General features: G+C 72.6%; 9 protein-coding genes. 4 read left to right on the top strand and 5 right to left on the bottom strand.

Annotation, left to right across the window (positions count from 1 at the left end; translation table 11 throughout):
- Window positions 1-196: 196 nt before the first annotated feature.
- From metG to OHT01_RS19705, 4 genes are all read right to left on the bottom strand, one after another.
- Complete coding sequence (gene metG / locus OHT01_RS19720) at window positions 197-1,921, bottom strand: methionine--tRNA ligase (RefSeq protein WP_328554457.1); 1,725 nt, start codon at window positions 1,919-1,921, stop codon at window positions 197-199.
- A gap of 166 nt (window positions 1,922-2,087) precedes the next feature.
- Entirely contained in the window at window positions 2,088-3,776 is a 1,689-nt protein-coding gene (locus OHT01_RS19715) for a VWA domain-containing protein (RefSeq protein ID WP_328554456.1), read from the bottom strand.
- A 306-nt stretch (window positions 3,777-4,082) separates the two neighbouring features.
- Window positions 4,083-6,017 (bottom strand): FUSC family protein, encoded by a 1,935-nt coding sequence (locus OHT01_RS19710; protein ID WP_328554455.1) that lies wholly within the window; start codon window positions 6,015-6,017, stop codon window positions 4,083-4,085.
- 239 nt (window positions 6,018-6,256) lie between these two features.
- A complete protein-coding gene (locus OHT01_RS19705) occupies window positions 6,257-7,159 on the bottom strand; it encodes a hypothetical protein (RefSeq protein WP_328554454.1) in 903 nt (300 codons plus the stop codon).
- A 247-nt stretch (window positions 7,160-7,406) separates the two neighbouring features.
- Between OHT01_RS19705 and OHT01_RS19700 the strand changes: the two genes are divergently transcribed.
- Window positions 7,407-7,964: an SH3 domain-containing protein gene (locus tag OHT01_RS19700; RefSeq protein ID WP_328554453.1), complete on the top strand. Its 558-nt coding sequence runs from the start codon at window positions 7,407-7,409 to the stop codon at window positions 7,962-7,964.
- A 120-nt stretch (window positions 7,965-8,084) separates the two neighbouring features.
- Here the strand turns inward: OHT01_RS19700 and OHT01_RS19695 are convergent, their stop codons facing one another.
- Window positions 8,085-8,519, bottom strand: coding sequence for a hypothetical protein (locus tag OHT01_RS19695; RefSeq protein ID WP_328554452.1), 435 nt, complete (start codon window positions 8,517-8,519; stop codon window positions 8,085-8,087).
- Window positions 8,520-8,675: 156 nt separating this feature from the next.
- On the opposite strand from OHT01_RS19695, the gene OHT01_RS19690 reads away from it, so the two are divergent.
- The 3 genes from OHT01_RS19690 (at window position 8,676) to OHT01_RS19680 (ending at window position 11,909) form a co-directional block, all read left to right on the top strand.
- Complete coding sequence (locus OHT01_RS19690) at window positions 8,676-9,314, top strand: NAD(P)-dependent oxidoreductase (protein ID WP_328554451.1); 639 nt, start codon at window positions 8,676-8,678, stop codon at window positions 9,312-9,314.
- 30 nt (window positions 9,315-9,344) lie between these two features.
- Window positions 9,345-10,520, top strand: a complete 1,176-nt coding sequence (locus OHT01_RS19685) for a PP2C family protein-serine/threonine phosphatase (protein WP_328554450.1) — start codon at window positions 9,345-9,347, stop codon at window positions 10,518-10,520.
- Window positions 10,521-10,643: 123 nt separating this feature from the next.
- Window positions 10,644-11,909 (top strand): hypothetical protein, encoded by a 1,266-nt coding sequence (locus OHT01_RS19680; protein ID WP_328554449.1) that lies wholly within the window; start codon window positions 10,644-10,646, stop codon window positions 11,907-11,909.
- The last annotated feature ends 9 nt before the right edge of the window (window positions 11,910-11,918 follow it).

The raw sequence follows: 11,918 nt of genomic DNA, 5'->3' as shown, positions 1-11,918 counted from the left end.
CGAACTGTCCCTCCCCACGAGAGCCCCCGCCCTCGTACAAGTGCGCGGATGCTAACAGGAGGTGACGGTCGGTCCGATGGTCAGGGTACGGTAAAGCCGCTGGTGGGGTGATGTTCACCGGACGGCCGCGGGAGATCCGTGGCACGCGAAGAGCCCGGGAACGGATCGTTCCCGGGCTCCCGTCGAGCGGTCGTGGCTACTCCGGAGCGCCGCCGAAGCGCTCCTTGTACGAGGCCAGGTCCTCGTCCGTGATCTTGGCGAAGAGGACCGGGGGAACCGTGAAGGGGGTGCCGGAGGGGACGAAGGCCAGGGCGCGGGCCTCGTCCGGCGTCACCCAGACCGCCGTGTCGTCCGCGAGGGCGAAGGCCGAGCGCATCGCGCGGGCGGACGCCGGGATGAAGGGCTCCGAGACCACCGAGTAGAGGTGGATCAGGTTCATCGCCGTACGGAGCGTCAGCGCCGCGCCCTCGGGGCTGGTCTTGATCTCCAGCCAGGGGGCCTTCTCCTCCAGGTAGGAGTTGCCCGCGGACCACAGGGCGCGCAGCGCGGCGGCGGCCTTGCGGAACTGGAGGGCCTCCATCTGGGTCTCGTACTCCGCGAGCAGGCCCGCGATCTCCACGCCCAGCTTCGCCTCGGCCTCGCCGGCTTCCGAGCCCGCCGGGACCTCTTCGCCGAAGCGCTTCTTGGAGAAGGACAGGACGCGGTTGACGAAGTTGCCGAGGGTGTCGGCCAGGTCCTTGTTGACCGTGGTCGTGAAGTGCTCCCAGGTGAACGACGAGTCGTCCGACTCGGGGGCGTTGGCGATGAGGAAGTAGCGCCAGTAGTCGGCGGGCAGGATGTCCAGGGCGTGGTCGGTGAAGACGCCGCGCTTCTGGGACGTGGAGAACTTCCCGCCGTAGTACGTCAGCCAGTTGAAGGCCTTGACGTAGTCGACCTTCTTCCACGGCTCGCGCACGCCCAGCTCGGTGGCCGGGAACATCACGGTGTGGAAGGGCACGTTGTCCTTCGCCATGAACTGCGTGTAGCGGACCGGGTTCTCGCCGGAGTCCGCGTCGTACCACCAGGACTTCCAGTCGCGGTGATCGGTGTCCTGGTCGGACCACTCCTTCGTCGCGCCGATGTACTCGATCGGGGCGTCGAACCAGACGTAGAAGACCTTGCCCTCCGCCGCCAGCTCCGGCCAGGTGTCGGACGGGACCGGGACGCCCCAGTCCAGGTCACGGGTGATCGCGCGGTCGTGCAGGCCCTCGGTCAGCCACTTGCGGGCGATGGAGGAGGCGAGCTGCGGCCACTCCGACTCGTGCCGGGCCACCCACTCCTCGACCTCGTGCTGGAGCTTGGACTGGAGGAGGAAGAGGTGCTTCGTCTCGCGGACCTCCAGGTCCGTCGAGCCCGAGATCGCCGAACGCGGGTTGATCAGGTCCGTGGGGTCGAGCACGCGGGTGCAGTTCTCGCACTGGTCGCCGCGGGCCTTGTCGTAACCGCAGTGCGGGCAGGTGCCCTCGACATAGCGGTCCGGGAGGAAACGGCCGTCGGTGGGCGAGTACACCTGGCGGATCGCGCGCTCCTCGATGAAGCCGTTCTCGTTCAGGCGGCGCGCGAAGTGCTGGGTGATCTCGCGGTTCTCCGGGCTGGAGCTGCGGCCGAAGTAGTCGAAGGCCAGCTCGAAGCCGTCGTACACCGCCTTCTGCGCGTCGTGCGCCTGCGCGCAGAACTCGTCGACCGGCAGACCGCGCTCCTTGGCCGCCAGCTCGGCGGGCGTGCCGTGCTCGTCCGTCGCGCAGATGTACAGGACGTCGTGGCCGCGCTGGCGGAGGTACCGGGAGTACACGTCCGCCGGGAGCATGGACCCCACCATGTTGCCCAGGTGCTTGATCCCGTTGATGTACGGAAGGGCGCTGGTGATGAGGTGTCGAGCCATCGCGGGCTGCTCCCAAGTCGCTACGTGGGGTGACGATCGCGCCGGATTTCCGGTGGGCGGGCCGTCGCCGGTGAACCTTGAAATCGTAGCCGACATGGGTGGGCCGCCCGCTTCCCGTTTTAAGGCGTGGGAAGGGGGCGGCCCGGGGTGTTCGGTGCGCGGGGGACTACGGGCGCCAGTTCTCCAGCACGCCGTCGTAGACCTCGACGTCCGTCAGTTCGCGCGGGGTCGGGCCCGCGTGGAAGAAGGCCGTGTTCCCGGTCTTCAGCTTGCGGAGGTAGTCGAAGGCCTTGTTGTCGTGCTCACCGAAGGCCACGAAGGAGAAGAAGACGCCCGGGTGGTCCTTCGCCGCGTCCGTGAGGGACTGGGTGGCGGGGGTCTTGGCGTCCGGGGCGCCGTCCGTCTGGAAGATCACCAGGGCCGGGACGGTGGCGCCCGACTTCTGGTGGTGGGTGACGACTTCCTCCACGGCTGCGTGGTAGCTCGTACGGCCCATGCGGCCGAGGCCGGCGTGCAGGTCGTCGACCTTGTTGTCGTACTCGGTCAGGGTGAGGGCGCCGGTGCCGTCCAGCTCGGTGGAGAAGAAGACGACGTGGACGGTCGCCTCCGGGTCCAGGTGGGCGGCGAGGGCGAGGGCCTGCTCGCCGAGGGCCTGGGCGGAGCCGTCCTTGTAGTAGGCGCGCATGGACGACGAGCGGTCGAGGACGAGGTAGACCTTGGCGCGGGTGTCGGTGAGGTTCCGCTTCTGGAGCGCGGTGGCCGCTTCCTGGTACGCCGTGACCAGGGCCGGGGCCTGCGCCTTGACGTCGGACGCCGTTACGCCGGGCGCACCCGGCGCCGCCGCGACGGGCTCCGCCACGGCTTCAGCCTCGGGCTCCGCGGCGGGCTCCGCCTCGGCCGTGACCGGCTCCGCCTCGGCTTCGCCTTCGGCGTCGTCGTTCCCACCCGCACCACCCGTGCGGCTTTCGATGTCGGCGGCGGGCTCGACCTGCGGGGCGTCCTCGCCGTCGGCGACCGCGGGCTCGTCCACCTGCTCGGTCACCGGGGTGACCTCCTCGGCAACGGGCTCCGCCTCGTCCTCGACGACGGGCTCCGCCTCGGGCTCGACAGCGGCTTCCGCCTCGACGGCGGGCACAGTCTCGACGACCGGCTCCGCCTCCGCGGCAGCCTCAGGCTCGACGGCGGGCTCCACCTCGACGACCGGCTCCGCCTCGGGCTCGGCAACGGCCTCTGCCTCGACGACGGGCACGGTCTCGACGACCGTCTCCGCCTCCGCGGCGGCCTCGGGCTCGGCAACGGGCTCCGCCTCGTCCTCGACGACGGGCTCCGCCTCGGGCTCAACAGCGGCTTCCGCCTCGACGGCGGGCTCGGTCTCGACGACCGGCTCCGCCTCGACGGCGGGCTCCGCCTCGGGCTCGACAGCGGCTTCCGCCTCGACGGCGGGCACGGTCTCGACGACCGGCTCCGCCTCGGCGACCGGCTCGGCCTCGGCTCTGGGCTCGACGGCGGCCTCGGCCTCGCCGGCTGGCGTCGGCTCGACGGCCGGCTCCGGGTTGGTGGGGGTTTCTTCCGCGGACGGGGAAGTGGACTGCTTCGGTACCGTGACGTTGTCGAAGGCGGCCGACACCAACTCGTCGACCACGGAGGGCGTGGGCTCGGACGCGGGGGCCGGGACGGTCGCCGCGGCCTCCGGTACGGGGGTGGAGGCCGGCTCGGCCTCGGGGGAAATCGTCGGCTCCGCGGCGGGAGCCGGGACCGTCGCGTTCGACGTGGCCTCTCGCGAGGTCTCCGCGTCGGCGTCACGACCCTTGCGTGAGCGGCCGAACGCATTCCGCAGGAGAGTGAGAATGCCCATGTGCGCAACCCTTCGCGTGAGTTGATCCCGTCAATCCCTGGCCAGGACGGACACGTAAGGTTAGCGGCCATAGATGGTGATCTTCGGCAGGGGCGGCATACCGGGAGACCGTCACGTCAACCCCCTTGCGGCGCCCAGGGGTTCACTTTCCCGTCATGGGGATTTGTCGGAATTCTGGCTTCCGCCAAGCACCCTTCCCCAGGGTCACGCTTGTGTGAACGGATGGCAAGGGGAGGGTAAAGCGTGTCCCGGGCTCCGGCCCCGCTCAGGCCCCACCCCGAGCCTGCTTCGGCCGCTCCGTTCCGGTCAGTGCGGCGAGGCGATCGCCCTGGCCGCCGCGACCTCCTGCCGCACCGGTTCGAGCACGCTCTCCGAGGGCCCGGTGAGATCCGTGCGGACGGCGACGAGCACGTCCGTCCCGCGCAGCCCCTCGGACAGCTCCCGCAACTGGCGCGCGATGGTGGAGATCTCGACGGCTGACGGCTCGGCCGCGCCCTGCTTGACGTGGACCCGGGCCGCGGTCGTCGTGTCCACGATCCGTTCGACGGCCACGACGAGCGGCATCCAGGCGGCGGCCCGGCGCCCGTTCGGGGGCGGTTCGGTCAGGGCGCGCTGGAACTCCGTACGGATGGAGGACAGGTCGCGGTACAGACGGCGCCTGCTGCGGGCGCGGGCCGCCGGCTCGGCGGCGTCCCCGAAGGCCAGCTCGACATATCCGGCGGTGTCGGCGACCGCGTCCGCGAGCCGGTCGCCGACTCGCGCGTGCCAGCTCTCCGGCCAGAGGAGGTACCCGGCCACCAGGGCGATGGCGCAGCCGATGAGGGAGTCGGCGAGGCGGGGGACGATGAGCCCGGTGCCCTGGTGGTTGAGGATGTCGGACAACAGCAGGATCACCGGGGTGATGGCGGCGGTCTGATAGCCGTAGCCGCGGGGGGTCAGGGCCGGGATGAGCGCGGCGAGGACCATCAGCACGGGTACGTCCCACCAGCCGCGCGGCACCACGGTCAGCACGGCCGCCGCCACCACGAGGCCCGCGACCGTGCCGAGCGCGCGCAGCAGTGCCCGGGAGAACACGGAGCCGTAGTCGGGCTTCATGACGAAGGTGATGGTGAGCGCGACCCAGTACGAGCGCGGCACCGCGACGGTCGACACCAGCACCTGGCCCAGGCCGATGCACAGGGCGAGGCGGGTGCCGTAGCGCCAGGAGGCCCCGGACAGCAGGACGTTGCGGGTGGCGCGGGCGGCGCGGACGCGGAGCGTGGCGGGCCGGCCGAGGCGGTCGTCGAGGGTGTGCGGGTCCGGGGACCGGTCCGTCACGACACCGGCGGCGTGCCGAAGCGCGTGGTCCACGGCGCGCTCGGTCTCGTCGGCCGGGGCGGGCAGCCGCAGGTCCGGGGGACCGGTGCCGCCGGTCTCGACGGTCACGGCGAGCCCGCGCACGGCGTCGGGGATCGCGGCGGGCAGCGGCGTGCCCCGCTGGTGCGCGGCGGGGGCGGCCTCGACGACGGGGGTGACGGCGTTCAGTTGGGCGAGCAGCCGGACGAGGTCGGGGCTGCGGCCGTGGTGGAAGACGCGCCGGGCGAGCACCACGTCGTACGACTCGTTCAGCGACTGGGTGACGGCCAGGCGGAGACGGTCGTAGTCCTCGGTGCCGCTCGCGGCGAGCAGGTCCGCGACCGTGCGGTAGGTGCTCGCGACGGAGGACCGCTCCGGCACGCCCGAGCGCAGCGGCCAGGCGAGCAGGGTCAGCGCGAGGACGAGGAGGCCGCCGCCGGACATCAGCAGCGGGGCTAGCCACCAGGCTCCGGGCAGCGGAAGTCCGGCGCCGATCACGCAGTTGAGGAGCAGCAGCAGTCCGGTGACGGAGGCGACGGCACCGATCGACGAGATCATCCCGGAGACCAGGGCGACCCCGGTCAGGGTGGCGACGGCGGCCCAGCCGTGCCCGAAGACCGCGGCGCCGATCGTGACGCCGATCGCGCCGAAGAACTGCGGGACGGCGATGTTGAAGATCCGCATGCGGTACGCGTCGGCGGTGTCGCTGATGACGCCGGAGAGCGCGCCCATGGAGGCCAGCGCGCCGTACGCGGGTTCTCCGCAGGCGAGGCCGACGGCGAGGGGGAGCGACAGGGCGACGGCTGCGCGGACGGCGGCGGCCCGGTTGAGGGGCGCCCGTTGCGGTTTGAGGTTCCTGACCAGCCAGTCGGGAGGGGTGAGGCCGATGGGGAACTCGCGGGACATGCCGCAAGTATGGCGGTTTCCCGGTGTGTCTCCCGGTTCGGTTCCGCCGGTGGAGGGTGGCGCCGACGACGGGGGCACCCGCGGTGGTCGGCGCCGTTGATCCGCGGCGACTCCGCTCGTCCGCGTGGGATGCCCGGTGGGATGCCTGGTGGGATGGCCGGAGTCTCCCCCGAGGACGGGTCGCGGCGGTGGAGGGCCGCCCGATGGGCGGTCCGGCCGGCCGTGGGCTCGGCGCGTGGTCAGGCGCCGACGCCCGTCGACTGTTCGGCGGGGGCCTGCAGGGGCGTCTCGGCCGTCCGCCGCCGGTAGCGCGTGTACGCGCCGGCCAGGGCGGAGGTCAGCGCCACCGTCAGACCCACGGCCAGCAGCAGCCAGCTGACGAACCGGAGGGTCTCGGTGAGGGCGTCGTACACAGCGCCCGCGGCCATACGGGACACGTCGGGCGGCAGGTCGTCGAGGGTGAGCCTGCGGCCGACGGTGATCGCGGCGCCGAGCAGCGCGGCGCCCAGCGCGGTGCCGAGGCCCGTCGCGAGGACCGCCCGGCGGCGGCGCACGGCGATGACGATCCCGGCCGCGGCGAAGACGACCGCCGCCACCGGCAGCCAGAAACCGGCGACTTCGAGCACGTGGAACCCCTTCCGGAGCCGGGCCAGGTCCTCGGCCTCCAGCACGGTGATCTCGGTGTGCTCGACGGGGATCCGGTTGGCGAACGGCATGTGGTCGTCGGCCAGTCGGCGTTTGACCTGTTCGGTGACGGGCGCGAGGTCGACGGTCACCGCACCCTCGCGGTCCTCGCGCAGCGCCCGCATCACGGCGTCGTGCGCGGCCATGTTGGCGGCCTCCCACGCCGTGCGGTACGCCTCGGTCCCGGTGAACGAGCGCACGGCGTCCCGCACGAAGTGGTTCACCGGCCCCTGGAGCCTTGGCCGTACGTGGACTTCGCGCAGGATGTCGTCGGTGACGCCGGCGGTGATCGCGTCGCGGATGTCGTCGTCCGCGGCCAGCGGCGCCATGGTGGCCTCGTACCGGTCGGAATCGCCGAGCCCGTACATCGCCCACGTCGACAGCGCGCCGAGCGGCGCGAGGAGGCAGGCGAGCACGATCAGCACGGCCGACAGCGCGCTCCGGACACGAGGGGACACGTCCTCAGGCAAGGCCCCCCGGCGGCCGTCCGCGACCGGGGTGACTGCAAATGGGCGCAGCCGGCAAGCCGAACGGGGAGCCGCCGGGCGCGCGGGACCGCCCGTGCCCCCGTGCCGGTCCTTGCCGGGGCCCTCCGGGGGCGCCGCTCACCCCCGTGCGTCCCAGTGGCCCCAAGGCCTGTGACCGCTCCGGTGGAGCCCTCACCCGAACGGGTGTTTCCTGGATCTGGGGAAAAAGGAGGCCGATATGCGCACCACCCCGGCCCTGCGGACTCTCGCCGCGGCCCTGCTCAGCGGCGGTGTACTGACCGTCGCGGCCGCCGGCACCTCCATGGCGGCGGTCCCGTCGGCGCACACCGGCGACGGTGGCGGCTCCGGCAGTCCCGTCTGGGGCACCGTCGTCTCCCGTGGAGAACTGAACCTGCGTCTTCAGCCCAGCACGAGTTCACCCGTCGTCGGCTCGCTCTCACCGGGCAGCCAGGACCGCGTCGAGTGCGCGGTACGCGGGCAGAGCGTGTCCGGAACCACCAGTTGGTACTGGCTCGTCGGCGCCCACGCCTGGGCCAGCGCGGCCTTCGTCGACACCGGCGGCCACTCGGTGCCCGGTTGCTCGGACCCGTGCCCCGACCAGAAGGACGGGGTGTGGCACAACGCGCACTGGGACAACAACCGCAATCCGGCCGACGACCCCGGCTGGAGCGTGACCGCCTCCGGCTCCTGGACCTTCACCGTCTCCAGCTCGTGGAGCTGGACCGTGTCCGGCTCCTCCTCGAACTCCTGGGACTGGGTCCCAGGTGGCAGGTGAGTAGGTGAGTGAGGGAGACGCACGAGGCCCCGGCGGTCAGCCGGGGCCTCGTGTGCTGTGTGCCGTGTGCCGTTCCGGCGTCGGCTCGACGCCGGAACGGCGGAACGGCGGAACACGGTGTCAGCTCGCCTTTCCCGCCGCGTCCTCGTGCGTGTAGTAGCGGTAGAAGGCCACGGCGAACACACCCACGGCCACCGGCAGCGACATGAACACGGACCGCAGGACGGTCGCGTCGGTCTGGCTGTACAGGAAGCCGAACGCGCAGCCCGCGAACACCGCCCACACCAGCGCGTGCATCTCGCGCCGCAGCGTGGGCGCCACCGTCCGGACGCCGATGTAGGCCGCCGCGAACGCGATGGCGCACACGAAGCCGAACAGCACGTTCCAGCCCGTGACGGCGCCGGCGTTCCGGTTGATGTTGGCGGCCCAGAAGCCGTAGACGAGTCCGCCTGCGACGGGTACGGCCCACTTCGCGATCATGTGGGTCTGTGCCCCGAAGACGTCGGTCGATCCGGTTGTACGTGGTGTCCCTGACACGGGTGCGGCTTGAGCCATGGGAAGGACTCCTCTCTGCTCGCCCCCGCCTTCCAGGTCACACCTCGTCGCAGCCCCTGGCAACTCGGGACGGCACCCCGATCGGACCCCCGCGGAACGCTCTTCCGGCGGGCCGCCGGGATGCGGTGATCATGGTCGCGTGCTTCGCTGAGGTGCATGAAGCTCGTACTTTTTGGTGCCACCGGCATGGTCGGCAGCCGTATCGCCACGGAGGCCTCGGCGCGCGGACACCAGGTCGTCGCCGTCAGCCGGTCCGGACAGTCCCCGGTCCCCGGGGTCGCCGCGACCGCGGCCGATGCCGCGGACCCGGCGAAGGTCGCCGAGCTGGTGGCCGGCGCGGACGCGGTGGGGTCGGCCTGCGTCCCGCCCCGGGACGGCTCGGACCCCCGTGAACCCTTCCTCGCCCTCAACCAGTCCCTGGTGGACGGCGTACGGACGGCCGGGGTGCACCGGCTCGTGATCGTCGGCGGCGCGGGCACCCTGGAGGTCGCGCCCGGTGAGGCCGCCTGCGACCAGCCCGACTTCCCCGAGGCCTATCTTCCGGAGGCGCTGGCCCACCGCGACGCCCTCGCCTATCTGCGGGCCGACGTCGACGACCTCGACTGGACCTACATCTCACCCGCCGCCGAGATCGGTCCCGGTGAACGCACCGGTGACTTCAGGATCGGCGGCGACCGCATGCTCACCGACGCGTCCGGGCAGAGCCGGATCAGCGCCGAGGACTACGCGATGGCCTTCGTCGACCAACTGGAGATGCCCATTCACCCGCACGGCCGTATGTCCGTCGCCTACTGAGAGCACGACAAGAGGAGGCGGTACGGCGAGGTGGCCGACCGGAGACCCGTACTCGGCCGACTCCCCCTCGCAGGGCGGCCGGACGCCGTCCAGCAGCGGAAAACCCTGTGGCCGCGCGGGCGCGGCTTCGCCTGGGTGCCGCTGCTGCTGCTCCTCGGCATCGTGCTGCTCGACGCGAACACCTCCGGCAGGTTCCGGCTCATCTCCTGGGTGGCGCTGGTACCGGCCGTCGCCGCCGCGATCTGCGGGGTGCCGGGCACGGTGGCCTTCGCCGTGCTGGCGCTGCTCACCTACGTCGCCGTGGACCTCTCGTGGCCGCACCAGTACCGGACGGGTCTGCCCGATCTCATCCTCGTCCTGGCGGGCGGTGTCCTCGCGGTCCTCGCCTGCTCGGTGCGGGTGCGCGGCGAGCGGCGCATGATGCGCATGAGGGACATCGCCGAGACGACCCGGCGCACCGTGCTGCGTCCGATGCCGCCGGGCTGGGGCGGCCTGGACCACGCGGCCGTGTACCTCGCCGCCGACAGCGAGGCCCGGGTCGGCGGCGACTTCTACGACATCCAGCCCGGTCTGCACGGCACCCGCCTGCTGCTCGGTGACGTCCAGGGCAAGGGGCTCGCGGCGGTGGAGGCGGCGGCCGCGCTGCTCGGCACGTTCCGCGAGGCGGCCTACCACGAGCGGGTCCTCGACGAGGTCGCCGGCCGTCTCGAGGTCCGGATGCTGCGGCACGTCGGCTACTGCGCGGCGCTCGGCCGGGACGAGGGCGGCCGTTTCGCGACGGGGGTCCTGGTCGCCTTCCCCGAGGAGACACCGGACACCGTCGAAGTCGTCAACTTCGGCCACGAGGCTCCCCTCGTCATCACCGCCGAGGGTGTACGGAGCCTGCCGTACGGGGAAGGACTCCCGCTCGGTCTCGGCGAGTTGACGCCCGAGCCGCCGCAGGTGCTCCGGGTCCCGCTCGCGCCCGGCGAGACGCTGCTGCTGGTCACGGACGGGGTGACGGAGGCCCGTGACGCGGCGGGCGACTTCTTCCCGCTCCGCGACGCCCTCACGAAGGAGGTGGCGCGGGACCCGGGTACCGCCGACCCGCATCTGCTCGTCCGGTTCGTGCGCGACGGCACCCTGGAGCACTGCGGCGGCCGGCTCGCCGACGACACGACGATCTTCGCCGTACGGAGGCGGGCACGCGGCGCGCGCCCGGCGTAGCGGGGAGCCGGAAGCGGACTCCGGGGTCCCGGGACCGGCCGGACGTCCGGGTTCTTCGCGTCCCCCCTTTGCATGCGCAGCCGTTACGGTGCTGACGTACCTGATGGATGGGGGAGGGAACCTATGCCCGGAACCGTGCTGCTCCTCGCGGCCTCGCCGGTCGGCAAGGGATGTCTGGTGGACGCGGCGTCCGTGCTCCCCGTGCTCGCTGCCGTCGCCCCGTCCGTGCTGTCGGGCACCGACACCGCGAACATCGTCGAACTGGCCGACCCGTTGGAACCGCAGGCCGTGCTGACCAGGCTGCGCGCGGCGGCGACGGCTCCCGGACCACTGACGATGTTCGTGACGGGGCAGCTCCAACTGGACCGCCGCCAGCGGCTTCCGCACCTGGCGCTGGCCCGCACCACCCCGGCGACGGTCCGCTACACGGCCTTCCCCTGGCACTGGATCGCCGATGAACTCCGGCTGCGCCCACCGGGGTCGACGACCGTCTTCGTCGACCTGCGCACGGACGCGGACACCTGGACGCTCCTCGCCGGGCGCCCTTTGACGGTGGGCCCGTCGACCGCGCTGTACGGCCGGGTGGCCCCGCCGCCGCCCCGTCGTACGGTGGCCCAGCCCGCGTACATGAGAGCCGTCGCCACCCTGCTGCGCAGTGGTCACCGCCCGCCCCTGCTCCAGCTCCACGAGCAGGCGCTGTCGAGGACAGCGGGCGAGGAGCCGGCCCGGCCGGGGGAGGCCGACCTGGTGTTCGCGCACGGGCAGTCGTGGGCGGGCCGGCCCTGGCCCCCGGAAGCGGGGTTCACCACGGTGACGTCACCGCCGCGCACGGTGCCGCCCTCGCCGCCGGTTCCGCCGACGGCCGCGAGCGCCCTGCCGACGATGCCGGCCGCTCCCCCGCCGGTTCCGTCCGCGTCGCCCGTGACGCTTCCCGGCCAGGCGGCCCGACAGGTGGGTTCACCAGGCTCCGATCCCCACGGGGAGATCACCGCCGCCGTCCGGGACGGACGGCACGACGACGCGCTCGCGCTGGCGGGGAGACGGGAGCGGGAGGCGCTGCGCGCCCACGGGCCCGGCTCCGAGCAGGTGCTGCACTGGGTGGAGGTACGGGCGGACCTGGCGATGTTCGCGGGGGACCCGGAGCGCAGTTGCCGTGCCTGGCTGGCCCTCGCGGGGACCCGGCTGGACGCGGGGCAGGCCGCGGACGCCCCGGAGGTGGAGTCGGCCGTGGACCGCGCGCACCACCAGTGGGGCCGTATCGGTGATCCGGTGCGGGCCCGTGAACTGGGCGCCGAGCTGGCCCGGTTGAGGCAGCGTGTGCCCGGACGCCGGGAGGGCGCGCTGGACCATGTCCGGCAGCAGTTGCGCCAGTTGCAGACGCAGGCGTGAGAAGGCGGG

The sequence above is a fragment of the Streptomyces sp. NBC_00358 genome (assembly GCF_036099295.1).
Lineage (GTDB): Bacteria > Actinomycetota > Actinomycetes > Streptomycetales > Streptomycetaceae > Streptomyces.
The sequence above is the reverse complement of the archived record's forward strand: the minus strand, read 5'-3'. Positions and strand labels throughout refer to the sequence as shown.